Genomic DNA, 25,598 nt, shown 5'->3' with positions numbered 1-25,598 from the left:
ACCGTGACCAACCCTCCGCTCCCCGGACCGGAGAGCACCGAACCGCGCCGAGTCCCGTACTGGCGCCGCTACCTCCGGGCTGACGGCACCTGGCTCCCCTCGGTCGAGCACAACGGCCCTCCCGGTGAGGAACTGGCAGACCTGCGGTCGGGCCTCGGCCAGCCCGCCGGATCGGTCATGGCGCTGTGGCCGTACTACGCCACGGAGACGGACGGCGTGCTCACCCCCGAACTCCACGCCGAGCACGGCGCGGTGACCCTCTACGGCCTGCACCAGCAGGGCCAGAACCGCCCCATGCACCGCAAGCACGTCAACCTCGGCCGGGCCCTGCGCAGACTCCGTGACAGCGAGAAGTTCCTCGACAGCGCCCTGGACCGCCGGGTGGAGGCCGCAGCGACCACCACCTCCGTCCCCGCCCTGTTGTACCGCCTCCGTGGCCTGATCACCCAACTGCGGGGGCAGAGCATCCCGTTGGACTACGACCAGCTCACGCGCGACCTGCGCCAGTGGTCGCACCCGGAGCGACGGCAGTGGGTGCGCCGCAGGTGGGGCCTCGCCTACTACGCGCGCGGCGATCAAAACAGCGCCGACAACAACGGAGCCGCGGCGGCGGGAAGCACCCCAGACGGCCCCACCGAAGTGCCGTCCGGAACCTGACAACCACCGAACTGTTCGACCTGACCGGAGCCCCCGTGACGTTTCTCCCGCCTCGTCTGTACGTCGACGTGCACATCCTGCAGACCGTGCCTCCGGCCAATCTCAACCGAGACGACCAGGGCAACCCCAAGGAGGCCTACTACGGAGGCACACGCCGCTCCCGGGTCTCGTCACAGGCCTGGAAGCGCGCCACCCGCATGCACTTCACCGAGCACATGCCCGCGCACGACCTCGCCACCCGGACGCGCCGCGTCGCTAGCGCCCTGACCGGCAACCTCAGGGAACGCACCGGGCTGGCCGAGGAACCCGCGGGCAGGCTCGCGGACGCTCTGCTGGCACCCCTGAAAATCAGCGTGGGCCGGAAGAAGGGCGACACCGCCTACCTGCTCTTCTACGGACGCCGCCAGCTCGACAACGTCGCGGCACTCGTCAGCGACCGCGCCGCCGAACTCATCGCCCTCGACGACAAGGAACTGCGGGCCGAGATCGAGCAGTTGCCCGTGGAGGAACAGTTCAGCACCGGTCACTCCCTGGACGTGGCCCTCTTCGGCCGCATGGTGGCCGACATCGCCGCGCTGCGCGTGGACGCCGCGGTCCAAGTGGCCCACGCCCTCTCCACCCACTCCGCGACCCTGGAGTTCGACTACTTCACCGCCGTCGACGACCGCACCCAGGAGGAGCAGGAGACCGGCGCCGGAATGATCGGCACCATCGGCTTCAACTCGGCGACGCTCTACCGGTACGCCACCGTCGGCCTCCACCAGCTCCGGGAGAACCTCGGCGACGACGCGGCCGCCGTCGAGGGCGTACGGAAGTTCATCACCTCCTTCGCCCGCTCCGTGCCCAGCGGATACCGCAACTCCTTCGCCCACCAGACGCTGCCCAGCCTGGTGTCCGTCGCCGTGCGCACCGACCAACCGGTCAATCTCGTCACCGCCTACGAGGAGCCGGTCACCCCCTCCTCCGGAATCGCCGCGGAATCCGCCCGACGCCTGGCCGCCGAACACCGCACCGCCGTCGAGGCGTGGGGCGACACCCCTGCCTTCAGCGCGGTCTGCCACGCCTTCCGGGACGAGACGGCGCAGCAGCTGGAAGCGGCGTTCGGACCCGCGACCACCTTCCCCGAACTGCTCAGCGGCCTCGGCGAGCACCTGTCCACTGCGATCGCCGAGGCCGGTCGATGACGCCTGCCGCACCGGACGGGCCGCCGCGAACCGAGCCCGGCGACCGGGCCGTTCTCGTCCTACGACTGGCCGCGCCCCTCCAGTCCTGGGGAGCGCAGGGGGCGTTCAACGTACGGGACACCAAGCCCGAACCCACCAAGTCCGGTGTGACCGGGCTCCTGGCGGCAGCCCTGGGCCTCCCGCGCGAGGCCCCCCTGGACGAACTGCTCACCCTCCGCATGGGAGTCCGGGCGGACGTCCCGGGTTCGCTGCTGCGGGACTACCACGTCGTCAGCGACTTCCGCGGCAAACCGCTGCCCCAGTCCGGCGTCTCGGCCAAGGGCGTCCAGAGACCCACTGCCCCCGCCAAGTACACGCACGTCACCTCGCGGTACTACCTCCAGGACGCGCTGTTCGTCGCCGCCCTTGAGGGCCCGCGCGACCTGCTCGTCCGACTCGACGAAGCGGTGCGCGCGCCTCACTTCTCCCTCGCTCTCGGCCGCCGATCGTGTCCACCGACACAGCCACTCGCCCTCGGCGTAGAGGAAGGAAACCTGGAAGGCGTACTGCACGAACTGCCTTGGCAGGCATCGGAGCGGGCGAAGGAGAGCTACGCCTACAAACTGGGGCACAGACGCGGCCTCGACGGCCCGTTCCGGCCCGCGACCGTGCCGTGCTCGGTGACACTTGAAGACGATGACGGCGACGACGTCCTCCAGGACGTACCGCTCTCCTTCGACCCGCACGACCGCGCGTTCCTGGGCCGCCGGGTACGCCACGAATGGCTCCGGATTCCCACCGGCTTCCCCGACCCCGACGCCGCCACGGAGATCGAGGCAGGCGACGACATACACGACCCCTTCGAACTCCTGGGCCGGTGAACACATGCCGTACCTGTCGCGCATCCGCATCAACCCACTCCGCGCGGAGAGCCGCCGCTACCTGGAGAGCCCGCGTGCCGTGCACGGTGCGGTCATGGGCGGCCTGCCGGCCTCCACGAGCGACGAGCGGCCGCTGTGGAGGATCGACTCCGACGATCCGCACCGCCCGCACCTGATCGTCCTCACCCGTACCCGACCCGACTGGTCGCACATCGTCGAGCGGGCGGGCTGGCCGGACGCGGCCGGAGAACACGCCCTGGTACGCGACTACGCGCCCCTGCTCGCGCTCATCGAGCCGGGGCGCGAGTTCGCCTTCCGCCTCACGGCGAACCCTGTGCAGAACTCCCCGACGCCCACGTCTCCCACTGCCGCACAGCGCAAGCGCATCGCCGCCGAACAGGACCCCGCCCGTCGGCGCGGCTTCCGGATGGCCCACCGCACGGCCGCGGAACAGCTCCGCTGGTTTCTCGAGCGAACCGACCGCTGGGGCTTCGCCGTCCCCCAATCGCGCACGGACCCACCGGCGCCCGGCCTGGAAGCCGTACACGCCGCGGCTCCCACCGGGTCGGGCCCTACGGCCGTACAGACGTTCCCGGGCCGGATCGACTCGGCCCCCCAAGAGGTGCGCATCACGTCCCGCCACCGGCGCAGCTTCACGAAGAACGGCAGAGGACCAAGGGTCATCGTCAACATGGTCACCTTCGAGGGACGCCTCCAGGTCACCAACGCTGAGGCGCTGACCCACCACCTGCTGAACGGCATCGGTCCGGCCAAGGCTTATGGGTGCGGGTTGTTGACGTTGGGTCCGCTCAAGAGCGGGCGCGAGACGGCCGGGTGAAGGTGCTTCGTCAGGGCACAGCCGTGGGGAGGAGGCCCTTAGGTTCGAGTGCCACCCGCCCCGGGAGGGCTCACCTCACAGCTCGTCGCGCGCCTCTCGCCGCCTGTGCGCGATCGCCGCGAGCAACGTCCCCGCCGCGAGCAGCGCCGCAGCGATCCCCGATGCCATCCACACGCCCCCGGACCCGGTGTCCGGCAGCGGCGGCGTGGGGGTCGTCTCCGACGGTGAGGGTGAGGGGGACGGGGAGTCCGACGGAGAAGGGGACGGGGAGTCCGACGGGGACGGGGACGGGGACGGCGAAGCGGAGTCCGACGGTGAGGGGGAGTCCGACGGTGAGGGGGAGTCCGACGGTGAGGGTGATGGGGACGGGGAGTCCGACGGCGAGGGTGACGGCGAGGGGGAGTCCGAGGGTGAAGGGGACGGGGACGGGGAGTCCGAGGGTGAAGGGGACGGGGCGGGGCTGACCTCGTTCACCACCCACGGGGCCTCCGTCGCCAGCAGGCGGCGCGTCGTGCCGTCGGGCCGGTGGCGGTCGCCGGCGATGGCGATCTTGTTCCAGGTGCGCTCGCCGCCCTCGAAGGGCCCGTCGGGGCCGCGCTCGGGCACGTCCATGGACCAGCGGAGCGTATAGCGCTCGCCCGCCGAGAACACATGGTCGCCGAAGTCGAAGCGGACCGAGCGGATCCGGCTCCAGTCGGTGACCTGGCCCGCGGGCGCGAAGGACGGGTCGGGGCGTCCGTCGCACTGGAAGGGGGCGCTGTCGTCCGGGGTGTTGTCCATCTCGGGGCGGCACGGGTCGGCCTGCTCCGAGTAGGTGAGGGTCACGGGTGCCGAGCCCGCGTCGATCGGCCCGGTGAGCCGGGGCCGCCACTCGCTGGTGACGTCGTCCCCGTACCGGCCACTGGTGACGCCGGTGGTGCCGGGGGCGGGCAGCAGGTCGTAGGCGACGACGTTGGTGAGGGCGGTGTTGCCCATGTTGCCGAGGACTGTGCGGTACTCGACGGTGCCGCCGACCGTCGACCGGCCGACCTCGTCCTCCTTGCCGGGGACCTCCGCGGAGCCCTTGAACGCGTCGTCCTCGTCGCCCTTGACCTCCTTGGTGACGAACAGCGCGGAGGACTCGGCGACGGCGAAGTCGTCGGTGGCCTCGGCGACGTTCTCGCCGGTGTCGCCGTCGCCGTCGATGTCGTGCCGGTCGGTGGTGCGGGTGTTGATCGGCCGCTCGGCGTCGTAGAGCCCGGCGCGGTTGCCCGCGTAGTCGGCGTCGCCCGGTGAGCCGCCGTAGGTGCCGCTGGCGACGCCGGGCTCGACGGTCGTACGGAAGGTGTAGACGCAGGCGGAGTCGTCGGCGGGGATCTCGGCGCCGGGCTCGGCGGTCAGCTCGACGCGGGTGCGGCCGCCGGGGATCGCGGGTCCGTCGGTGACCGTCTCGGTGAAGCGGTCGCCCGCGGGGCAGTAGGCGGGCTGGCTGTCGGCGAGGGTCCAGGAGCCCTTCACATAGGCGAGCTGGCGGGGCACGAGGTCCACGAAGCGGGGGCGCAGCGGTGAGGAGCCGGTGCGGTAGCGGTCGTTGGTGAGGGTCACGGTCCAGGTGTGGCCGCCGCCGGGGCCGACGGGCGCCGGTTCGGTGGACTTGGACAGCTCGGGCTGGGACACCTCGGGCTCGATGTGGAAGCCGGCGCAGGACTCTTCCTCGGCGGTGCCGCTGCCGCCGGTGAGGCCGAGGCGGGCGCAGTTGTCGATGTCGCCGCTGCCGCCGGGGACCTCGGAGCCGTCGGCGTGGCCGGAGATCTGCACGACGAGGTCGCTGCCCGCGGGCAGGCGCGGCACGTCGACGCGTACGGCGACGAGGTCGCCCGCGCCGCCGAGGTCGGCGGTCTGCCCGGACGGCGTGATGGTCTCGGTGCTGCCGTCGCGCCGGGTCACGACCACCGACCAGTCGCCGCCGTAGGCCCCGCCGGACGGCGTGGACAGACGGAGGGTCTGCGGGTCGAACCCGGCGGGCAGGGTGTCACTGAGGCGGGCGTCGGCGGCGTCGGTGCCGGTGTTGGCGAAGCGCAGGACGTACGAGACGCGCTGGCCGTTCGCGGCGAGCGGCGGGTCGACGGACTTGTCGAGGGTGCCGGACACCTCGCCGCCGCCGGAGCCGACGACGGTGTCGGCCGTGTCGGACTCCGTGACCTTCCCGGTCCCGGGCCCGAACGGGTCGCCGGTGACGGACGCGGTGTCGGTGAGGGTGGTGCCGTCGGCGACGCCGTCGCGGACCTTCACGCGGATCTCGTGCACGACGCCGTAGGGGTAGCTCTTCACCTGCGCCAACTGGTCGCCGGGCCGGTCGGGTTCGGTGTCGACGGGCCAGGTGACGGTGCGCGTCGCCGCGTCGTAGGTGTAGCCCGCGGGGGTGGCGTCGACGAGGTCGACGCCCTCGGGGAGCACGTCGGTGAGGACGGCGTTCTCCAGGGCGAGGTTGCCGCGCGGGCGGTTGGCGTTGCGGGGGTCGTTGGTGGCGGTGACCTTGTACGTGATCGTCTCGCCGGGCCGGGCGCGGGAGGGGCCCTCCTTGCGGATCGCCGGGTTCGGCTCGGCGGTCACCTCGACGACGGCGTCGTCGGCGCTCGGGGTGCCGTCGCCGTTGGCGGCGGTCGCCGACATCTGCGCCCGCTGGCCGCCCGGCGGCGTCCAGTAGTCCTCGGTGGGCCAGCTGACGGTGAGCTGGGAGCTCTGCCCGCTGGCGACGGAGCTGTACGTGACGGTCACGGTGCCGTCGTCGTCCGAGGTCACGCCGGTGACGCCCGGCGGGTGGGGCTGCGACACCACCCCCTTGCCGGAGGCGCCGGGCGGAGGCGTGAAGGTGACGGTCACCGCCCGGCAGTCGCCCGGGATCGAGCACTGGATGAACCCGTTGTACGTGACGTGGTCGCCCGCGGGCACCGGCGACGTGCCCGGGTCGAGCCGGACGCTCATCCGGGGGTCGGCGCGGGCCTCGCTGGCGTGGGGCACGAGGGCGAGCGCCGCGAGGGCGGCGACGAGCACGGCCACCGCGGCGACGAGCGCGCGACGGTACCGGTGGGCGATGGGGACCACGGCACTTCCGACCACGAGGGGACCTGAGGACGCGTCAACTGTGGGCCGCTCGGGGGCGGCTTCGGCTGCTACGACAAGGCGTTAAGCGCACGTTTCACCTGAAAGGCCCTGCCCTCGGGGGCGGGGCCTTCCTGCGCGTGCGAGGGCCACCGCGGCTGTGGCCGGCGGCCGGCCGCGCCGCACCCCGGCCACCGGGACCCGTCCCGGGCCGCCCCCTCTAACGTGCCGTCCGCAGCGAGCGGTTCGAGGCGAGGGTGAGGTCGGCGGGTGGGATCGACGGCGGACAGCGGGTGGGGCCCGGACAGCGGGCGGGGCCCGGGCGGCAGGCCGGGTGCGGGGGGCGAGGCGCCGGGCAGGGGTGACGAGGTGCCGGGCGGTGGCGACCACGTGCCGGGCGGCGGGGACGAGGTGCCGGGTGGCGGGGACGAGGCGCCGGGCGAGGGTCCCCGCTATCCCGAGTACCGGGCCGAGCCGGGGGCGCCGGGGCTCGGCGTCTCGGGGCTCGGGCTCGTGGGGATCACCGCGGGGCTCGCGCAGCTCGCGCGCAGCGGGGCGCCGCTGTGGGTGCTCCTCGGGCTGCCCGCGCTGCTCGTGGTCCTGTACGCCCTGATGCGCGTCGCGTTCCGGCGCAGTGCCACCCTCACCGGGCCCGAGGGCGTCGAGGCGCGCGGGCCGTTCGGCGGGCGCTTCGTCGCCTGGCGGGACGTGCAGGCCATCGAGGTCGAGGGCAACCCGACCGCGACCGTCGACGCCGGCGTGGTCCGGGAGTTCGTCTACCTCTACGACCACCAGGGTCACCGGATCCTGCTGCCGCACCTCAACAGTCGCAACCTCTTCGCCTTCCACGAGGACGTACGCGAACTGCGCGACCTGTGGGAGCTGCGGCGCGGCGCCGACTGGCGGGCCCGGCCCGAGGCCGCCGCACGGATCGCGCGGGCCCGGCGCTCCGCCGACCGCAGCACCGCCTGGCTGCGCGGCGTCGCGGCCGGCCTGGCCGCGATGGTCGTCACCGCCGTCGCCTTCTTCGCGCTGCTGCTCGGCGGCGCCCTCGACGACCTCGACGGGCCCGCGGCCGCCCTGCCGTCCCCCGTGATGATCATGGTGGTGCCGGGGGTGGTCTGCGCCGCCGTCGTCGCCGTGGCCGAAGTGGTTCGCAGGAGAGGCGGGCGGGGCGCGAACATCCCGTGAAGGACGTGTGGGGCGCCCGGTGCACCCAGTAGGTTCGGATCCCGCTCGGCAGGCAGCGGGGTTCGGGCCATGGGTGACATGGGTGAGGGGGAGTCGGAGTGCGCCTGGGCACTACCGTCGGAGGGCGCTACCGGTTACTGAGAGGGCCCCTGCGCGGGGGCATGGGCGAGGTGTGGCTGGCCCGCGATCTGCGGCTGCCGCGCGATGTCGTACTCAAGCGGATGCACGCCGCCGACGAGCCCGGGGCCGCCGTCGGCCGCCTGGAGTCGGAGGCCCGCGCGCTGGCCCGCTTCAGCCATCCGCACGTCGTCACGCTGCACGACGTCCTCACGGTCCCGGCCGCCGGTCCCGCAGCCGAGCCGGACGCGGGACGGGGCGCGGGACCGGGCGCGGGTTCGGGCGCCGCCACAGCCGGTCCTTCGGCGTTCTGGCTCGTCATGGAGTACGTCTCCGGGGGCAGCCTCGACCGGCGGCCGCCGCTCGGTCCGGCGCGCGCCGCCCGCGTCGGCGCCCAGATCGCCGACGCCCTGGCCGCCCTGCACGCCCGGGGCATCGTGCACGGCGACGTGAAGCCCGCCAACGTCGTCGTCACCCCCGAAGGCCTCGCCAAGCTCGCGGACTTCGGCGCCGCGTACCGCTACGGCGGCCAGGAGACCATCACCCCGCCCGGCATGGTCGGCTACACCCCGGACTACGCCGCCCCCGAGGTCGTCCGCGGCCACCCCGAACCGGCCTCCGACGTTTTCTCCCTCGCCGCCCTCCTGTACGACGTCGTCACCGGCCGCCCGCCCCGTCCGCACGCCGGACGCGGCATCGACCCCTACGTCGCCGAACGGCAGGCCGCCCGCGGCGAGGTCGTCCTCGACGGTGACATCGGCGCGCTCGCCGACGTCCTGCCGCCGATGCTCGCCCCGGACCCGGCCGGCCGCCCGGACGCGGCGGAGGCGGTGCGGCTCCTGGAGGCGCACGCGGGCCGCCAGGAGCCCCTTCCCGCCCGGGAGTCGGGTGCGGGGGCACTCGCGTTCGGCGTGGAGGAAGGGCACGGCGGGCTCGCTGCCACGGCGGAGTTGTCCGCGTCCACGCAGGAGTTACCGGAGACCGAGAGGGATGCGGAGGGGAGCGGGGCGGGCGCGGGCCCCGGGCTGGACGAGGCCGCGGGAACAAGGGCCGAGGGCGGGGTGATCGGCGGCCAGGGGAGCGCTGCGGACGGCCGCGGAGGCGCGGACCGCCACGGCCACGCAGACCGCCACGGCCACGCGGACCCCCGCCCGGGCGCAGCCCGAAGCCGCCCGGGAGCCGGGCCGCTCGGGCAGGTGCTGCGGGGCCGGGCCCGGCTCGTGGGCGCGGTCGGGGGAGCCGTCGTCCTCGTACTCGCCGCCGCCCTCCTCGTCCCCCGGCTCGCGTCGGACGACGACGGCGGGGACCCGGACGGCAAGGCGGGCGGCCGGACCGGCGCTTCGGGCGGGTCCGGGCGGTCCGTCGTCGGCGACCATCGCACCGCCGACCCCTGCGCCCTCGCCGACCCCGCCGTGCTCAAACGGTTCGGCCAGGCCGACCTCGACCGGGACTACGGCAACTTCGACCGCTGCGACGTCATCGTGGACACCGGCGACGACGAACCCGTCGACGTCGAGGTGCACTTCGACACCGGCGGCGCCTCCGACCTGCCCGCGCCGCAGCGCACCGAGGGCGCCGTCCGCGTGGTGAAGGAGGCCGAGGACAGCGACGCCTGTGTGCGCACGCTGCTGCCCGCGGGGGACCCCGACGTGAACATCTCCGTCGTCGCGAAGCAGGACGAGGGCACCGCGCCGCTCTGCCCCATGGCCGACGCCGCCGCGGCCAAGGCCGTCGACGTGCTCAACGAGGGCCGCATCGCCCGCCGTTCGCCCGCGCCCGCCCACTCCCTCGTGCACGAGGACGCGTGCGCGCTGCTCGACCCCAAGGACCTCGAAGCCGTGCCCGGCGTCGACGCGAAGGACCCCGACGTCAGCTTCGGAGGCTGGGACTGCAAGTGGGCGAGCACCACCGGCGACCTGTGGCTGGAGGTCCGCTTCGACCGCGGCCAGCCACCGACCGGCGACGACGGCATCCTCACCCGCGTCGGCGGCCGTCGTGCCGTCGTCCAGCCGGACGCGGAGGGCCCGCGGACCTGCCTCGTCCGCGTCGTCCACCGCACGTACACGGACCCGGGCGGCGACGACGCGGTCGAGACGGTGAACGTCACCGTCGGCGGCGACCCGTCCGACAAGAAGCTGCGCCGCCTCGCCACCTCCTTCGCGGGCAAGGCGGAGGCCGAACTCCGCGCCGGCTGAGGCGAAGCCGAGGAAGCCGACACGACCGACGGGCCGGGCCGCGTACCGCCGCACGGCTCCAGGGGCCCGCCGCGCCGCTTCGGGAGGGGTCCCGGACCGGCGCCGCACACTGGCGGGAGGGCGCGGGGGAGGCAGGGGACGCGCACCCGGAGCACCGACCGCGCGGCCGACGGGAGACCGACCATGACCGACAAGGGCAAGGACAGCCAGGGGGCCAGTCAGGCCGGGGACAGCCGAGCCGCGGACAGCCGGGCTACGGACGACCGGGCCAAGGACAGCCGTGCCAGGGCCGGTCAGGCCGACGGCGGCCGAGCCACGAACAGCCGCCGCACCCCCCTCGCGCCACAGACCAGCCTCGCGCGCGGAGTCGCCCCCGCGCGCCCCGGCACCCTGCACGCCCGCTCGGTGACGGGCGCCGTCAGGGTGACCCCGCGCCCCGGCCTGACCGTGGCGTTCGGGCGCGGGGAGCTGCCGGAGGTCGCCCTGGCCGTCGGCGAGCACGACCTGATGGTGAGCCGCAGGCACGGGGAGCTGACGTACCGCGGGCACCAGTGGTGGCTGCGCAACACCGGGCAGCAGCTCGTCCGGCTGCCGCGCGGCCGGATGCTGCACGCGAGCACCGACCCGGTGCCGCTCGCCACCGGCTACACCCCGCTGTTCGTCCGCGGCTCCGGCTACCGGGAGCACCTGGTCGAGCTGTACGTCTCGGGCCCCGACGACCCCGGTCCGGTGGCGCGCCGCGGCGCGGAGACCCTGCCGCCCAGGCGCTGGTCGCTCGACGACGACGAGCGGCTGCTGCTCGTCGTCCTCGGACAGGAGTACCTGCTGTACGAGGAGGGGCCGCGCCCCCTGACGTACAGCAGGGCCGCACAGCAGCTCGCGTACCTGCGGCCCGGCAAGAACTGGAACGAGCGCAGGATCGAGTACCGCGTCGAGGCCGTCCGGCGCAGGCTGCACGACAGCGGCTTCCCGCACCCGCTCCTGCACGACAACTCCGTCGGCCGCCCCTCCGACAACAGCCTCCTGCACAACCTGCTGCGGGGGCTGGTCGAGTCGACGACCCTCGTCCCGCCGGACCTGTGCCTGATGGACGACGACGGGGAGGACTGCGGGGAGGGGGCGGGTACGACTGCGGGTGAAGGCGGTACGGCTGATGTCAGGGGCGCCGACTAGAGGCAGGCGCCAGCGACTCCAGGAGGAACACCGCCGCGTCCCGCACGGACGACGGGACGCGGCCGGGTCCGTGCAGCAGGCGGCGCGCGGTGCCCCGCAGGCTCTCGGTGGTGCGCGCCGAGCCGAGGTCCGCGGCGCGCGGGGCGAGGTCCACGACGAGTCGTTCCGCGTCGCTCCACGCCCCGGCGCCGGTCAGGGCGGCCAGGAGGTGGGCCGAGAACAGGTGGCGGTAGGACGGGTCGCCGGGTGCCGTGGCCGCGCGGCGCAGCAGCGGGACGGCGCGGTCGAAGTCCCGCAGGCGGGCGGCGACCCAGCCCCGGTGGCCGGTCAGTTCCCGCTCGTCGAGCCACCAGGCCCACGCCGGGTCGTGCCGCGAGCCGCCGTCGAGGAACAGGCTGTCGGCGCGGGCCATGAGGTCCACCGGCTCGCGGCGTGCGCCCAGCATCGCCGTCGCGTGCGCCTCGCGGATCAGGACGAGGGCCGCGACGCGCGGCGGCAGCGGGCGGGGGCCCCGGGACCGGGCGGCGGCGGCGAGGGCGGCCCGGGGGTGCCCGGCGTGGGTCAGGAGCATGCTGTCGTTGAGCAGCGTGAGGCGGGCCGTCCAGCGGTCGCCGCACAGCTCGGCGAGGGCGAGCGCGCGGGCGTTCATCCGGTGGGCGGCCCCGTGGTGTCCCGCGTCGAAGAGGATCCACCCGATCACCTCGCACAGCTCCGCGAGCACGGCGAGCCGGTCGCTTTCCGCGCCCGCGAGGGCGGCGGGGTCAGCGGTCACCTCGGGCACCGCGCGCACGACCGCCCGTGCGAGGGGGACGGCGGTGGCCCCGCCGCCGGCGGAGTCCAGGCCGATCAGCCGCCGGGTGACGGCACGGAGGGCACCGAGCGAAGGCCGTCCGCGCCGTCCGCGCAGTCCGCGCCGTCCTCCGTGCCGGTCACGGACGCCCACGCCCACACGCAGGTCAGCACCCGCGCCCAGGCTCACGTCCGTGCACGGGTCCGCACCCGCGCCCAGGTCCATGCCCGCGCACAGATCCGCGCCCGCCCAGGAGGCCGAGCCCGCGCAAGGGCCCAAGTCCGGGCCCGCCCCCCCGCCGATGTCCGCGCCCACGCCCAGCCTCCCCACCCCACCGGCCCCCGCCAGGCCCTCCCTTGATCATGCCAAACCGCGGGCCGGGTCCGGGAAGGCCGCCCGCGCCGGACCGCGCGCCGCCCCGGCCGTCGCCTCCGCCCGGGCGGGCGCCCCCGCTCCGGCCCACTCCATCCGCGACCAGGGCAGGGCCAGTTCCGCCAGGGAGGACACCGTGCGGGGCGCGAGGCCGTCGAGGTCGGCGGCTTCGGCGTGGCGGGCGAAGACCGTGTCGACGTAGCGGTGGCCGGTGTCGGCCGCGATGAACACCGTGGTGCCGCCCGGGACGTGGGCGTGCTCCCAGCGGGCCGCCGCATAGCTCGCGCCGGTGGACAGGCCCGCGAAGACGGCATGGCGGCGCAGCAGGTCGACGCTCCCGGCGAGGGCGGTGTCGAACGACAGCCAGTGGACGGTGTCGTACGCCGTGTGCGACACGTTGGCGAACGGGATCGAGCTGCCGATCCCGGCGATGATGATCTCCGGGTCGGCCACGTGCTCGCTGCCGAACGTGACGCTGCCGAAGGGCTGCACGCCCGCGAGCCGCACCGGGCCCGCGCCGTCCGCGCGCAGGTAGCGGGCCAGGGCGCCGGTGGACGCGCCCGAGCCGACGCCGCCGACCAGGGTGAGCGGCGAGCCGTCCGCGGGGGCCGCCGCGCGGACGCGGTCGGCGATCGCGCGGTAGCCGAGGTAGTGGATGTCGTCGTGGTACTGCCGCATCCAGTGGTACTCGGGGTGCGCGTCCAGGATCTCGTGCACCCGGGCGACCCGCCGCTTCTGGTCCAGCTTCAGGTCGGAGCTGGGCGGCATCTGCTCCAAGTGGGCGCCCAGGATGCCGAGTTGGGTGCGCAGGGTGTGGTCGACGGTGGTGGAGCCGATGATGTGGCAGCGCATGCCGTAGCGGTGGCAGGCCAGGGCGAGGGCGTACGCGTAGATGCCGCTGGAGCTGTCGAGGAGGGTGTCGCCGCGGCGTACGGCGCCCGTGTCGAGCAGATGGCGGACCGCCGCGAGCGCCGACACGACCTTCATGGTCTCAAAGCGCAGGCAGATGAGTCCCTCGTCGACACGTATCAGGTCGGGGCGGCCGATCGCCTCCGCGATGTGCTCGTCCGTCTCGGCCATGTGGGGCCTCCTCGCTGGTGGGTGAACTCGTGCAGGGGGTGTGCGGGGCGTGTGGGGTGGAGCTCCGCGAGGTCGTCGTGAAGGTGTACGTGGCCGGGATGCCCGCCGCCGCGAGCGCCTGCGAGCAGCGGCGCAGCCGCCCCCGCAGGTCCGGTGCCGCCGGGTCGAAGAGCAGGCCCGCCACGTTGCCGCTGTGCGCGACCTGCACGCCCACCGCGCCGACGCGGCCCGCGATGGCCGTCAGCTCCCCGAACTCCTCGTGCGCGAGGACGCGTTGACCGCGCCGGGCGCTCTCGGTCGCGACGTGCCCGAGCAGCACCGGGTCGGCGGTGGCGACGGCCCGCCGCAGCAGGGCGCGCAGCCGCTCGTACGCGCGCACGTCCTCGTCGTCGTACCCGCGCGTCGGCAGCGCCAGGGTGTCCACGGGCCGTCCGCCGCCGAGCGCGCAGCCGACGACGACCGCGGGCGGCAGCGCGGCGCCCAGCTCCTCCAGGACCCGGCCCTCCCGCTGGGCGAACAGGAGCGGGCGGCCGTCCAGCATCAGCGGGTCCGACGCCCGCTCGGCGCGCACCGCGAGCCGCGCGATGGCCTCCGGCGTGAGGAGCACCCCGAACGCGTCCGCGACCGCGCGCACCGCCGCGATCACGTCGCTGCTCGACGAGCCCATGCCGAGGCCCACAGGCACGGCACCGGTGAGCCGCAACTCACCGCCGCACAAAGATTCCTGACACTGTGTCGCGCACTCCGCCATCGCGTAGGTGGCGGCCCGCAGCGCCTTGGTGCGGTCGGCGGGCACCACCGTCACGTCCTCGGCGCCGGGGCGGCGTACGAACTCCGCGCGGGTGCCGAGGGCAGGCATCGGGAGGGTGACCAGGCCCGCGCGGCGCCGCCCGCGCTCGTCGAGGAAGACGCCCTGGAGGATCTCGCCGTGGTGACAGGCGGCGTGCCCGGTGCCGGTGCCGGTGCCGGTGGCGGTGGCAGTGCTGGTGGCGGTGGCGGTGGCGGTGGCGGTGGCGGTGTGAGGGGCCGCGCGTGTGCCCGTCCCCGTCCCCGTCCCCGTCCCCGCCCCCGTCCCGGGCCCGTCCTGTGGCGCCGCGTTCGTCACGACCCGCCCTTCGCGCGCGGTGCGGCCCGGTACCGGTACAGGGCCGTCGGCTCGGCGCTGAACTGGGAGAACGGGAACGGCTCCGCGGACAGCGCGGTCACCCCCGCGCCCAGGAACGCCCGGGCCACCGCGCTGCCCGACTGGGCGTACACGATCAGCGGCACGTCGCGTTCGCGGCAGCGGGCGAGGATCGTGTCGAAGGTGCCGTTGCTGAGGGTCATGCCGGTGGCGACGACGGCGTCGGCCGCGGCGAGGACCTCGTGCATGTCGTCGCTGACGGGGTCGCCCCACTGGGTCGTGCGCAGGTTGAGGTCGCAGGGCAGCGGGTCGCCGCCGCGCTCGCGGATGGCCGCGACCAGCGGGTTGACGACGCCGATGAGGGCGACCTTGGCGCCGGGCTCGATGTCGAGGAGGCCCGCGATGGCCGTGTCCCGGGCCACCGCGCGGACCTCCGGCGGACCCGCGGGCAGCGTCACGGGCTCGGCGCCGGGGGCCTCGCGGTGCGGCGCGACGGCGGCCAGGTAGGCGTCGAGCGCGGCCGTGCGCAGCGCCCGCGGCGCCTCCGTGAGCAGCGTGGCCAGCGAACTGCCGGACGCGTCCCGGCAGATGGCCGGGTCGATCTCGCCCGCCTCGAAGGCGCAGCCGCCGAACGCGCCGCCGACGCGCACGAGGACGTACTGGTTGAGGTAGGTGACGTCGCCGCCCGCGAGGCGCGTGCCGTGGTGGATCCAGAACACGCTGGTGGCCGTCAACTCGGCCGGGTCGGGGCCGAGTTCACCGGCGAGCACGGCGGAGAGGAGTTCGTCGACGGTCTTCACGCGAGGCCTCCGCGGATCGGCTGGGTCATGGACTTCGGTGCTCGCTGGAACTTGAGGAGGAACGTCAGGACGCCGTCCTGCCAGTCGTGCAGATGGTCGATCTCCGCGGTGAAACCCCTGTCCAGCGCGTCCCCGACGATGGTGCGCAGATCGGCCGTGTTCGACACGATCACGTACACCTCGCCGCCCGGCGCGAGCAGGTCACGCTCGGCGAGCTGCGCGAAGAACCGTGCGAGCAGCGGAGCGCCCACGCACACGTTGCGTACGACGTCGGGGTCCTCGCTGACCGGCTGGCTGACCGCGGGCGGGTTGAACGTCACGACGTCGAGCTTGACGCCCGCGGGCAGCGCGTCGAAGACGTCGCCGACGACGGGGACGAGGCGGGTGTCGGGGCGCTCGCCGACCAGGCGGGCGTAGTGCCGGGCCGCCGTGGCGACGCTCTCCGGGTGCACGTCGAGAGCGTAGATCTCCCGCGCCCCGCGCACGCCTGCCGCGACCGCCTCCACGCCGAGCCCGGCGCCCATGGCCGCGTACCGGCGAAAGCGCGTCTCGATGCGGCCGTCGAGCAGCCGCTCGTGGACGAGGCGGCTGGTCCAGCCGGGTATGAACACGCCGGGCGGCACGTCGAAGGACCAGCCGTTCCAGGTGTAGGAACGGGGGGTGTGCAGGTCCGCCTTCGGCTGGTTGAGGGCGATGACGCGCGCGGCGGGCAGCGGCGGCGGCAACTGGTCGAGCAGGGCGGCTCCGGTGGCCGTGCTGTCCATCAGGTCTCCTTCGGGGTGGGGGAGTCGACGAGTTCGGGGGTGGGGTGGTCCGTGGCGGACCTGGGGGACGCGAGGACGACCGGGTCCTCGGTGGCGGGGGCGACCGCGTCCCCGGTGGCGGGCGGCGCGGCGACACCCCGGTACGCGACCGCGAGGTGCCCCAGCGGGTCGGGCCCGGTCACCGCGTCCACCTCGAACACCTCGGCGAGCAGCCGTGGCGTCAGGACGTCCCGCGGCGGCCCTTCGGCGACGAGGCGGCCGCCGTGCAGCAGGAGCAGCCGGTCGCAGTAGCGGGCGGCGAGGGACAGGTCGTGCAGCGCGACGAGGACGGTCTGGTCGGTGGCCGCGAGCAGGCCGAGCAGCTCCAACTGGTGCTTCACGTCGAGGTGGTTGGTCGGCTCGTCGAGCAGGATCGCGTACGGCTGCTGCGCCAGGGCCCGCGCGATGTGGGCGCGCTGGCGCTCGCCGCCGGACAGCGCCTTCCAGGGACGCTCGCGCAGCTCGGTGAGGCCGAGGCGGGCGAGGGCCGCGGCGACGACGGCCCGGTCCCGCGCGCTGAAGCCCCGCCACCGGTCGCCGAAGGGCGTGCGGCCGAGCGTCACCACGTCCTCGACCCGCAGATCGCTGTCGGTGTCGGCGGCCTGCTCCACGAACGCCACATGGCGGGCGGTCCGGCGCGCGCTCCAGAGCCGGATCGGCTCCTTGTCGTACGCGACCGAGCCGGACGTCGGGGTGCGCAGCCCCGCGAGGCAGCGCAGCAGGGTGGACTTGCCGGAGCCGTTGGGGCCGATGAGGCCGACCGTCTCGCCCGGCGCGATGTCCAGGTCGACGCCGGCCAGGACGCTCTTGCCCGCCACGGACCAGGCGAGGCCTTCGGCGGTGATCCTCACAGCTCCCCCCGCTTGCGCAGGACCAGCAGGAAGAGGGGCACACCGAGCAGCGCCGTGAACACGCCGACGGGCACCTCCTGCGGCGCGAACGCGACCCGCGCGAGCGCGTCCGTCCACACCAGGAACACCGCGCCCACGAGCGCCGACAGCGGAAGCAGCGTCCGGTGCCGCGGCCCGACCAGGAACCGCACGCCGTGCGGCACGATCAGGCCGACGAACCCGATGGCGCCCACGGACGCCACCGCCACCGCCGTCATCAGCGACGTCACGATCAGCAGCACCCAGCGCGTCGTACGGACGTCCACGCCGAGCGACGACGCCGTGTCCGTGCCGAACGAGAACCCGTCCAGGGCGGCCGAGTTGAGCCACAGGACGAGCAGGCCCACCGCCGTCACCGCGGCCGTCACCGCCGTGGTGTCCCAGCGCGCCGGGGCCATCGAGCCGAGCAGCCACTGCGTGATCGCCCGGATCGCCTCGGAGTCGCCCGACGCCATCAGGACGAGCGAGGTCAGCGCCGTGAAGAGCTGCGACACGACCACACCGGTGAGGACCACCCGGACCGAGTCGAGGCCGCCCTTCCTGAGCAGCAGCATCAGCAGCCCGAACGACACCATCGCGCCGACGAACGCGCCGCCGGTCACCCCGAGCGAGGCGGACCCGAGCCCGAGCACCACCACCGCGACCGCGCCCGTCGACGCCCCCGAGGAGATGCCGAGCAGATACGGGTCGGCGAGCGCGTTGCGCGTGATCGCCTGGAGCGCCGCGCCGCACACCGCGAGCGAGGCGCCCACCAGCGCCGCCATCACCACCCGCGGCACCCGCAGCTCCCAGATCAGGGAGTCCACCAGGCGCGGCAACGGCTCGACGTCCAGGCCCAGGTGGAACCCGGCGGTGCGCACCACGTCGGCGTACGACACGTCGGTGGTGCCGATCCGGACGGACGCGACGAGGGAGACGGCGAGGGCGAGTCCCGCGAGGAGGTGGAGGGCCGACGCGGACGGCGCGGACCGGCGTGCCGTCCGCCCGGGGGCGGGGGCCGCCGGGGCCGGGGGCGCCGCGGCCTCCCGGGCCGAGGGGTGCAGCAGGTCCGGGGCGCCCGGCCTAGCGGGCATACCCGAGGTCCTTCATCCCGGCGGTGAGGCGCGGCAGCGCGCCGACCGTGCGGACCGACGGGTCCATCTCCGTGCCCGGGATCTCGATGAACCGCTTCTTCTCGACGGCGTCGAGCTTCGCCGTCACCGGGTTCGCGCGGATCGCCTTGAGCTTGTCGGCCGCGCTGTCGCCGGGCTTGCCGCGTTCCGAGAGGTCGCCGATCACGATGAAGTCAGGGTCGCGCTCGGCGATCTGCTCCCAGGTGACGGTGGGCCAGTCCTCGTCGATGTCGTCGAAGGCGTTCTTCGCGCCGACGGTCCTGCTCATCTCGCTGGGGATCGCGCTCTTGCCCGCGACGTACGGGGTGTCGCCGTAGACGGAGTACAGCCAGACCACGGTCGGCTCGCCCTTGACCCGGTCCTTGGTCCGCGCCGCCGCGGTGAGCGTGGCGCGCTGCTTCTCGACCAGCTTCGCGGCCCGCTTCTCGACGCCGAAGATCCGGCCGAGGTCCCGGTAGTCCTGGAAGAGCAGCTCGAACGGTGACTTCGTGCCCTTGGCGGCGTTCTGCTTCGGGCAGTCCACGGCGCTCACGAACGACGGCAGGCCGAGGTCGGCGAGCTCCTCGCGGGTGCCGACGCGGTCCTTGGTGAAGTAGTCGGTGAAGCCGCCGGTGGTGAAGTCCGGGGTCGCGGCGCGCAGTTGCTCGCTGGTCAGGATCTTCGGGCTGAGCACGTCGACCTTGTCGTACGCCTTCCTGTACTCGGGCGCGATCTTCGTCTTCAGGTTGGACGTACCGGCCATGCGGTCCTGGAGGCCGAGTTCGAGCAGGACCTCCGTGGAGGACTGGTCGAGGGCGACGGTGCGCTCGGGCGGCCCGTCGAAGCTCAGCTTCCGGCCGCAGCTCGTGACGGTCGTCTCCTTGCCGCCCGCCCTGTCCTCGGACGCGGAGCCGCCGCCGTCGGAGGACGAACAGCCGACGGCCGTGAGGGCGAGCGTAAGGGCGGCTATGCCGAAGCGGGCGGGGTGGCGGTGGCGCATGGGACCTCCGGTCTCGGGTGGGACGCGATAAGGGTACTGTAATGGCAATCATTTTCATTAATGGGTCCCGGGGTGGCCTCCGCCGGTCGGCGGCGCGCCATCGGTCCGCCTCAACTGCCGCTTTTCGCAGGTCAGTTGGGTGCCGGTGCCGGACCGCATAACGATTTCGAGATCCGTACGAGATCCGTACGAGGGCCATGGGCTGCCCGTGCGGACGATCAGGAGAGGGAGTGCGTGACGTGGCGACTACGCCGATACGGACGGAGGCCGACGGGGCCGACGGGGCCGGCGGGGCCGAGGAGGCCGAGGCGGCCGAGGGGGTGGACGGGGCCGCGAAGGCCAAGAGTGCCGACGAGGCCACGAGCGCAGGCGAGGCCGGGGGGACCGGCCGGGGGCCGGGTGTGCTGCGGGACCTGGCGTTCCTGCGGCTCTGGTGCGGGACCACCGCGTCCGGGCTCGCGACCTGGGCGCTGCCCTTCGTGCTCGGGCTCGCCGTCCTCGACCGGACCATCGGCGCGGCGACGCTCGGCCTGCTCCTTGCCGCCCGTACCGCGGGCTTCCTCGTGGCCGTCGCCGTCGGCGGTGTCCTCGCCGACCGGTACTCGCGGCGCGGCGTCGTCCTCTGGGCGGGCCTCGCCGCCGCGGCCGCGACCCCGCTCCTCGCCCTGGGCCTCGGGCGGTCGCTCCCGCTGATGCTCGCCGCCGCCGTGGTCGCGGGCGCGGGCCAGGGTGCCTGCCGCCCCGCCTTCCAGGCGCTCACCGCCGAAGTCGTCGACGAGGACCGCCGCCAGGCCGCGAACGCCGCGATGACCCTGTCGGTACGGGCCACCACCCTCGCCGGACCGTCCCTGACGGCGCTGCTCGCCGTCGCCCTCGACACCTGGACGCTGCTGCTCGGGATCGGGGTGCTGTGGCTGGTGGCGGCGCTGATGCCGGGGCCGGGGGCGGGGCGGCCCGGGGCCGCCGCGGCCGAGGGCGCCGACGCCGACGGCGTGGACGACGACGGCGCGGACCGTGACGGTGCCCGCCGACGGCCTTCGTTCTTCGGGGAGTTCGCCGAGGGGCTGCGGGAGGCGCGGCGCCACCCCTGGTTCCTCGCCGGGCTCGGCGCGCTCACCGTCGTCATCAGCACCGGCTACTCCGCGACCGGCGTCGCGCTCCCGCTGGTCAGCCGCGACAAGTACGACACCGGCTTCGTCCTCGCCGCCGCCATGACCGCGTACACCCTCGGCGCGCTCGGCGGGGCCGTCGTCGTCGCCCGCTGGCGCCCGCGCGCACAGGGCTGGGCCGCGCTCGCGGGCCTCGGCCTGTACGGCTTCGCGCCGCTGAGCCTGCTGCTTCCCGTGCACTGGGTGGTCGTCGTGGCCGCGTACGCGGTGGCGGGCATCGGCATCGAGCTGTTCAACGTGCCCTGGTTCACGGCGACGCAGCGCGAGGTGGCCCCCGACAAGCTGGCCCGGGTGTCGTCTCTCGACTTCATGCTGTCCTACGGCCTCGCGCCGGCCGGGCTCGCCCTGATCGCCCCGGCCATCGAGCAGTTCGGGCCCCGGCCCGTGCTCGCGGTGTGCGCGGTGCTGTGCTTCGCGGCGCCCGCGGCGGCGGCGCTGGTGCCGAGCGCGCGGGGGTTCGCGCGGCGGGAGCGGGGGGAGGAGCACGAGGGTCGTGCGGGGCGTGCGGGGAGTGAGGGAGGCGTACGGGATGAGTGACCTCCGGTTGGACGGAGCTCGCCGGTCGGACGGAGGGCATCTGCCGGACGGGGGCCACCCGTCGGCCGACGGGTGCCTGCCGGACGCCGTGCCCGACCCCGGCCCCGGCCCCGGCATCGTGCCGCCCCGCGTCCCGCCCGAGCGCGTCGACGACGCCCCCGCGCTGCTCACCGAGCACGGCGCCGTCGTGCTGTCCGCGTACGAGGCGGGCGGCGCCGACCCCCTCACCCTCGCCGCCGCGCGGGTGCTCGGCGCCCGGCTGCGCGAGCTGTACCCGCAGCGGCTGCGGACCTCGCGGGACGGCGGCCCCGTCCACCTGCACGCGGACAGCTTCGACGTGCGGGTGGACGTGGGCGGCGTCCCCGGCAGGCGCCGCCACCCCGACGAGGACCACGTCTTCGTGCGCTGCGAGCGCCCGGCGCCGTCCGGCGGGCACTCCTTCGCGGTGGACGCGGGCCGGTTCGTGGACGGGCTCGCGGCGGCCGACCCCGAGCTCGCGGACTTCCTGACGGGATGCGACGTGGACCTGTACGGGGCGTGGGCGGGCCTGCGCGGGCTGCCCGCGACGCCGCACGTCGGACGGCACGTGGAGTGGACGCGCACCGGGCGCCGGATCGTGCGGCGCACCGACGGCGCGGTTCCCCTGCACCGCGATCCGCAGGCCGAGCACATCACGGCGATGCTGGACCGCTTCACCCGGGCCGTGCACGGCCTGGAGGACGCGCTGCCGCGCTTTTGGCTCGGCGCGGGCGACATCCTCGTACTCGACAACTACCGCTGCTGGCACGGGCGGGACGGGCACACGGGGGAGCGGACGGTGCGGATCCTGACGGTACGGAGCACGGAGGCGCGCTAGCGGGCCGCCCCGGGCGGGACGGGGAGGCGCGGTGACGGACTCACTGGACCGGACTCGCCGGACCGCGCTTCCCGGCCGCCTTGGCGCATCGTCCAGCAGGTGGAACGGCACCTCGCATCTGCGATGTAGGTTCGCCCGAACTTTTACAACTGCCAGGCAAACGGGCTTATCGTGCTGCACATGCAGTCCTACACCATCGGTCAGGCCGCCCGGCTCCTCGGCGTCAGCCCCGACACCGCCCGCCGCTGGGCGGACGCCGGGCGGGTCGCCACCCGGCGGGACGACGCCGGGCGCCGCGTCATCGACGGCCGCGACCTGGCGGCGTTCTCCGTGGAGCTGGCCCAGGCGGGCGGCGCCACCGAGGGCGAGGACACGTACACGTCCGCGCGCAACGCCTTCCCCGGCATCGTCACGGCCGTGAAGCTCGGCGACGTGGCCGCGCAGGTCGAGATCCAGGCGGGCCCGCACCGCCTGGTCTCGCTGCTCACCCGCGAGGCGGTGGAGGAACTCGGCCTGGAGGTCGGCATGGAGGCCACCGCCCGGGTGAAGTCCACCAGCGTGCACATCGACCGCGTCTGAACCCTCGAACGCACCCTAGGAGTCCCGCTCATGCCCCCCGTCTCCCCTGCCTCGCCCCTGTCCCGCGCCGTGCGTTCCCCGCGGAGCAGGCGCCGCGCCGCCGCCGCGGTGGCCGCCGCAGCGCTGCTCCTGCCGCTCGCCGCCTGCGGCGGTGACGACGACGGCGGCGGCAAGAAGGACAAGGGCGGCAAGGGAGGCAAGGGCGGCGGCGTGCCCAAGGCCGACCTGACCGTGCTCGCCGCCGCGTCGCTCACCGACGTGTTCAAGACCATCGAGACGACGTACGAGGAGCAGCACCCGGGCACGAAGCTCACCTTCTCCTTCGCCGGTTCGCAGGAGCTGGCCGCGCAGGTCAAGCAGGGCTCGCCCGCCGACGCCCTGGTCACCGCAGACACCAAGACCATGGACGGCCTGAAGTCCGACGTCGGGTCGCCGAACATCATCGCCAAGAACCGCCTCGTCATCGCCACCCGCGACGGCAACCCCAAGAAGATCAAAAGCCTCGAGGACCTCACCGACAGCGGTCTGAAGGTCGTCCTCGCCGCCCCCGAGGTGCCCGTCGGGCGCTACAGCCAGCAGGTGCTCGACGCCCAGAAGCTCAAGGTCGAGCCCGTCTCGCAGGAGACGAGCGTGCGCGGGGTGCTCAGCAAGGTCGAGCTGGGCGAGGCCGACGCGGGCATCGTCTACAAGACGGACGCCGCGACCGCCCCCGACAAGGTCGACGCCGTCACCATCCCCGACGCGCAGAACGCGGTGGCGTCCTACCCGGCCGCCACGCTCAAGGAGTCCGGCCACAAGGAGGCCGCGGACGCCTTCGTGAAGTGGCTCGGCACGCCCGAGGCGCAGAAGATTCTTCGGGACGCGGGCTTCCAGAAGCCGTGACGTGAACCCCTGAACGCCAGATCCGCCCCGTACGTCAGGACCCTCCGATGAACCGCTTCCGCAGCCGACCGCCGCGGCCGGGCGGGGGCCGTGTCCGCGCGCCGTTCGTGCTCGCGGTACCGGCGCTGCTCGCCGTCGCGTTCCTGCTGATGCCCCTCGTGGGGGTCCTGGCCCGTACGGAGTGGGGGCAGCTCGGCGACCACCTGAGCAGCCCCGGGGTGACCGAGGCGCTCAAGCTGTCGCTCGTCGTCTCCTTCTGGACGCTCGGGCTCTCCCTGCTGCTCGGCGTGCCGCTGGCCTGGCTGCTCGCGCGGGTCCCGTTCCCCGGGAAGGCGCTCGTCCGGTCCCTCGTCCTGCTGCCGATGGTGCTGCCGCCGACCGTCGGCGGGGTCGCACTCCTGCTCGGCTTCGGGCGGCGCGGGCTGCTCGGGCCCTGGCAGGAGGACACCTTCGGCGTCGTCCTGCCCTTCCACACCTCCGGTGCCGTCGTCGCGGCGACGTTCGTCTCCATGCCGTTCCTCGTCATCAGCCTGGAAGGCGCGATCGCCGGGCTGCGGCCCAGCTACGAGGAGACGGCCGCGTCCCTCGGCGCGTCCCCGGCGCGGGTGTTCCGCACCGTCACGCTGCCCATGGTCGCGCCCGGACTCGCCGCCGGGGCCGCGCTCACCTGGGCGCGGGCGCTGGGCGAGTTCGGCGCGACGATCACGTTCGCGGGGAACCTGCCCGGGACGACGCAGACGCTCCCGCTCCAAGTGTACCTGCTGCTCCAGGACTCGCCGGAGGCGGCCACCTCGGTGTCGCTGCTGCTGCTCGCCATCGCGATGGCGGTGCTGGTCGCGTTGCGGGGGCGGTGGACCGGGGGCGGAGGTCCGCCGGGGGCGGTGTGGACGACGGGGGTGTCGAGGGGGCTCTGGGCGGGGCAGAGGCCGGTGCCGATGCTGATGCCGTACGAGGGTCGCTTGCCGGTGCGGCGAGGGGGGCGGGCGCCGGTGGCGTGCGTGGGGCGGGTGTCGATGCGTTGCGCGGGGCGGGTGGCGATGTTGTACGGGAGCCGGGTGCCGGTGGCGTGGGCGGGGCGCGTGCCGATGCCCTCCGGGGGCAGGGCGCCGATCCCGGGCGGGACCGTCCGGTCGTCGATGGCCTCGCCAAGGTGCCCGAGTCCGGCGGGAGCTGGGCGTTGCACGCGGACGTCACCGGGTTCACCCGGCTCGTCCTCGACGCCGAACCCGGCACCACCATCGCCGTCGTCGGGCCCAACGGCGCCGGCAAGACCACCCTCCTGCGCGCCCTCCTCGGCCTGACGCCCCGCGCCCACGCCGCCCTGCGCCTCGGCGACGCCGACGTCACCGCGCTCGCGCCGCACCGGCGAGGGGTCGCCTGGGTGCCCCAGGACGGCGCCCTCTTCCCGCATCTGACCGCCCTCGGCAACACGGCGTACGGGCTGCGGGCCCAGGGTGTACCGCGCGCGGAGGCCCGGCGGGCCGCACAGGCGTGGCTCGACCGGCTCGGCGTCGGGCACCTCGCGCACCGCAGGCCCGCGCAGCTGTCCGGTGGGCAGGCCGGGCGGGTCGCCCTCGCCCGGGCCCTCGCCGCGCGGCCCCGGCTGCTGCTCCTCGACGAGCCGCTCGCCGCGCTCGACCAGACCACGCGGGCGCACGTGCGGCACACCCTGCGGGGGCACCTCGACGGCTTCGGGGGTGTCTGCCTCATCGTCACGCACGACCCGGTCGAGGCCGTGTCCCTCGCCGACCGGGTCCTCGTGCTCGACGACGGGCGGGCCGTGCAGGACGCGCCGCCCGCCGAGGTCACGCGGCATCCGCGGTCGCCGTGGGTGGCGCGGATGCTCGGGCGCAACGCGTGGCCTGGCGCGGTGGCCTCCGACGGTACGCTCGCCCTCGCCGGGGGCGGGCGGCTCGTCGTCGCCGATCCCCTCGACGCCGGGGTGCGGGCGCTCGCCGTCATCGCGCCCGAGGCGGTGTCCGTGCACCGGGAGAAGCCCGCGGGCAGCCCGCGCAACGTGTGGGCCGGGACCGTCCGTGAGATCACCACGGCCGGCAGCCGTCTCCGCGTCCTCGTCACGTCGCCGGACGCCCCCGACCTCGTCGCCGAGATCACGCCTGCCGCTGCGGCTGAGCTCGCCCTGGTGGACGGGGCCGCCGTCTGGACGAGCGTGAAGGCGACAGAGGTCTCCGTGGTCCCCCTGTAGCCCACCCACCCGCCCGAACTCGCACCCTGCAGCCCAGCAGCCCGGCACCCCCAGCCCCGAAGGGGTCACCCCCGTATCGCGCTCCGCGCTCGTCCTCAAGCGCCGGACAGGCTCTCTCCCACCC

Annotated in this window: 20 protein-coding genes and 1 pseudogene; 12 read left to right on the top strand and 9 right to left on the bottom strand. The window is 74.6% G+C overall.

Going from position 1 to position 25,598, the window contains the following annotated elements:
• Positions 1-3 precede the first annotated feature (3 nt).
• The 4 genes from casB to cas6e are packed head-to-tail and all read left to right on the top strand — an operon-like array spanning position 4 to position 3,539.
• Positions 4-657 carry a type I-E CRISPR-associated protein Cse2/CasB gene (gene casB, locus OO63_RS24615; RefSeq protein ID WP_063750451.1) on the top strand — a complete coding sequence of 218 codons (654 nt, stop codon included), beginning with the start codon at positions 4-6 and terminating at the stop codon, positions 655-657.
• Between the two features lie 35 nt (positions 658-692).
• Positions 693-1,841 carry a type I-E CRISPR-associated protein Cas7/Cse4/CasC gene (gene cas7e, locus OO63_RS24610; RefSeq protein WP_234311101.1) on the top strand — a complete coding sequence of 383 codons (1,149 nt, stop codon included), beginning with the start codon at positions 693-695 and terminating at the stop codon, positions 1,839-1,841.
• Positions 1,838-2,701, top strand: a complete 864-nt coding sequence (gene cas5e / locus OO63_RS24605; RefSeq protein ID WP_030357569.1) for a type I-E CRISPR-associated protein Cas5/CasD — start codon at positions 1,838-1,840, stop codon at positions 2,699-2,701. Before cas7e ends, cas5e begins: the two co-directional genes overlap by 4 nt.
• 4 nt (positions 2,702-2,705) lie before the next feature.
• Entirely contained in the window at positions 2,706-3,539 is an 834-nt protein-coding gene (cas6e, locus tag OO63_RS24600; RefSeq protein ID WP_030357568.1) for a type I-E CRISPR-associated protein Cas6/Cse3/CasE, read from the top strand.
• Between the two features lie 75 nt (positions 3,540-3,614).
• Here the strand turns inward: cas6e and OO63_RS42395 are convergent, their stop codons facing one another.
• The gene (locus tag OO63_RS42395) at positions 3,615-6,638 is read right to left on the bottom strand and encodes a DUF11 domain-containing protein (RefSeq protein ID WP_157854040.1); all 3,024 of its coding nucleotides are present in this window, start codon (positions 6,636-6,638) and stop codon (positions 3,615-3,617) included.
• Positions 6,639-6,890: 252 nt separating this feature from the next.
• Here OO63_RS42395 and OO63_RS24590 point away from each other — a divergent pair, with 252 nt between their 5' ends.
• From OO63_RS24590 to OO63_RS24580, 3 genes are all read left to right on the top strand, one after another.
• Positions 6,891-7,811 (top strand): PH domain-containing protein, encoded by a 921-nt coding sequence (locus OO63_RS24590; protein WP_157854039.1) that lies wholly within the window; start codon positions 6,891-6,893, stop codon positions 7,809-7,811.
• 161 nt (positions 7,812-7,972) lie between these two features.
• Positions 7,973-10,123 (top strand): serine/threonine-protein kinase, encoded by a 2,151-nt coding sequence (locus OO63_RS46910; RefSeq protein WP_051811142.1) that lies wholly within the window; start codon positions 7,973-7,975, stop codon positions 10,121-10,123.
• A gap of 183 nt (positions 10,124-10,306) precedes the next feature.
• Positions 10,307-11,296: an FHA domain-containing protein gene (locus tag OO63_RS24580; protein ID WP_234311100.1), complete on the top strand. Its 990-nt coding sequence runs from the start codon at positions 10,307-10,309 to the stop codon at positions 11,294-11,296.
• Here the strand turns inward: OO63_RS24580 and OO63_RS24575 are convergent.
• From OO63_RS24575 to OO63_RS24540, 8 genes are read right to left on the bottom strand one after another with little or no spacing between them, the layout of a single operon-like run.
• Positions 11,280-12,401, bottom strand: a complete 1,122-nt coding sequence (locus tag OO63_RS24575; RefSeq protein ID WP_234311099.1) for an NsdA family TPR-like regulatory protein — start codon at positions 12,399-12,401, stop codon at positions 11,280-11,282. The genes OO63_RS24580 and OO63_RS24575 overlap by 17 nt on opposite strands.
• 45 nt (positions 12,402-12,446) lie before the next feature.
• Positions 12,447-13,538, bottom strand: coding sequence for a pyridoxal-phosphate dependent enzyme (locus OO63_RS24570; protein ID WP_030357562.1), 1,092 nt, complete (start codon positions 13,536-13,538; stop codon positions 12,447-12,449).
• Complete coding sequence (locus OO63_RS24565; protein ID WP_078619335.1) at positions 13,450-14,643, bottom strand: GHMP family kinase ATP-binding protein; 1,194 nt, start codon at positions 14,641-14,643, stop codon at positions 13,450-13,452. Before OO63_RS24565 ends, OO63_RS24570 begins: the two co-directional genes overlap by 89 nt.
• Positions 14,640-15,461: a Rossmann-like domain-containing protein gene (locus OO63_RS24560; protein ID WP_030357560.1), complete on the bottom strand. Its 822-nt coding sequence runs from the start codon at positions 15,459-15,461 to the stop codon at positions 14,640-14,642. Before OO63_RS24560 ends, OO63_RS24565 begins: the two co-directional genes overlap by 4 nt.
• On the bottom strand, positions 15,458-16,225 hold the full coding sequence (locus OO63_RS24555) for a class I SAM-dependent methyltransferase (RefSeq protein ID WP_030357559.1): 768 nt from the start codon (positions 16,223-16,225) through the stop codon (positions 15,458-15,460). Before OO63_RS24555 ends, OO63_RS24560 begins: the two co-directional genes overlap by 4 nt.
• A complete protein-coding gene (locus tag OO63_RS24550; protein ID WP_078619334.1) occupies positions 16,225-17,115 on the bottom strand; it encodes an ABC transporter ATP-binding protein in 891 nt (296 codons plus the stop codon). The genes OO63_RS24555 and OO63_RS24550 overlap by 1 nt, the downstream gene beginning before the upstream one ends.
• Entirely contained in the window at positions 17,112-18,227 is a 1,116-nt protein-coding gene (locus tag OO63_RS24545; protein WP_030357557.1) for a FecCD family ABC transporter permease, read from the bottom strand. The genes OO63_RS24550 and OO63_RS24545 overlap by 4 nt, the downstream gene beginning before the upstream one ends.
• Positions 18,217-19,245, bottom strand: coding sequence for an ABC transporter substrate-binding protein (locus OO63_RS24540; RefSeq protein WP_030357556.1), 1,029 nt, complete (start codon positions 19,243-19,245; stop codon positions 18,217-18,219). Before OO63_RS24540 ends, OO63_RS24545 begins: the two co-directional genes overlap by 11 nt.
• Before the next feature lie 422 nt (positions 19,246-19,667).
• Between OO63_RS24540 and OO63_RS24535 the strand changes: the two genes are divergently transcribed.
• The 5 genes and pseudogenes from OO63_RS24535 to OO63_RS46040 all read left to right on the top strand — a co-directional run bounded on the left by OO63_RS24535 (position 19,668) and on the right by OO63_RS46040 (position 25,474).
• On the top strand, positions 19,668-20,951 hold the full coding sequence (locus OO63_RS24535; protein ID WP_397622122.1) for an MFS transporter: 1,284 nt from the start codon (positions 19,668-19,670) through the stop codon (positions 20,949-20,951).
• Positions 20,944-21,807: a TauD/TfdA family dioxygenase gene (locus OO63_RS24530; RefSeq protein ID WP_030357554.1), complete on the top strand. Its 864-nt coding sequence runs from the start codon at positions 20,944-20,946 to the stop codon at positions 21,805-21,807. Before OO63_RS24535 ends, OO63_RS24530 begins: the two co-directional genes overlap by 8 nt.
• 180 nt (positions 21,808-21,987) lie before the next feature.
• A complete protein-coding gene (locus tag OO63_RS24525; RefSeq protein WP_030357553.1) occupies positions 21,988-22,386 on the top strand; it encodes a TOBE domain-containing protein in 399 nt (132 codons plus the stop codon).
• A gap of 30 nt (positions 22,387-22,416) precedes the next feature.
• Positions 22,417-23,268: a molybdate ABC transporter substrate-binding protein gene (gene modA, locus OO63_RS24520; protein ID WP_051811141.1), complete on the top strand. Its 852-nt coding sequence runs from the start codon at positions 22,417-22,419 to the stop codon at positions 23,266-23,268.
• Positions 23,269-23,315: 47 nt separating this feature from the next.
• Positions 23,316-25,474: pseudogene (locus OO63_RS46040) on the top strand (ABC transporter permease).
• Positions 25,475-25,598 lie beyond the last annotated feature (124 nt).

It is taken from the genome of Streptomyces alboflavus, assembly GCF_000716675.1.
In the GTDB taxonomy this organism is placed as follows: Bacteria; Actinomycetota; Actinomycetes; order Streptomycetales; family Streptomycetaceae; genus Streptomyces; species Streptomyces alboflavus.
This window is presented reverse-complemented; position numbering and strand designations above follow the sequence as displayed.

Excerpts from the sequence above, each read along its gene's own strand:
- OO63_RS24545 (WP_030357557.1), bottom strand. The coding sequence starts at position 18,227 with ATGCCCGCTAGGCCGGGCGCCCCGGACCTGCTGCACCCCTCGGCCCGG.
- OO63_RS24570 (WP_030357562.1), bottom strand. The coding sequence starts at position 13,538 with ATGGCCGAGACGGACGAGCACATCGCGGAGGCGATCGGCCGCCCCGAC.
- OO63_RS46910 (WP_051811142.1), top strand. The coding sequence starts at position 7,973 with ATGGGCGAGGTGTGGCTGGCCCGCGATCTGCGGCTGCCGCGCGATGTC.
- modA (WP_051811141.1), top strand. The coding sequence starts at position 22,417 with ATGCCCCCCGTCTCCCCTGCCTCGCCCCTGTCCCGCGCCGTGCGTTCC.
- OO63_RS24555 (WP_030357559.1), bottom strand. The coding sequence starts at position 16,225 with ATGGACAGCACGGCCACCGGAGCCGCCCTGCTCGACCAGTTGCCGCCG.
- cas6e (WP_030357568.1), top strand. The coding sequence starts at position 2,706 with ATGCCGTACCTGTCGCGCATCCGCATCAACCCACTCCGCGCGGAGAGC.
- cas5e (WP_030357569.1), top strand. The coding sequence starts at position 1,838 with ATGACGCCTGCCGCACCGGACGGGCCGCCGCGAACCGAGCCCGGCGAC.
- OO63_RS24530 (WP_030357554.1), top strand. The coding sequence starts at position 20,944 with ATGAGTGACCTCCGGTTGGACGGAGCTCGCCGGTCGGACGGAGGGCAT.
- OO63_RS24525 (WP_030357553.1), top strand. The coding sequence starts at position 21,988 with ATGCAGTCCTACACCATCGGTCAGGCCGCCCGGCTCCTCGGCGTCAGC.
- OO63_RS24540 (WP_030357556.1), bottom strand. The coding sequence starts at position 19,245 with ATGCGCCACCGCCACCCCGCCCGCTTCGGCATAGCCGCCCTTACGCTC.
- OO63_RS24580 (WP_234311100.1), top strand. The coding sequence starts at position 10,307 with ATGACCGACAAGGGCAAGGACAGCCAGGGGGCCAGTCAGGCCGGGGAC.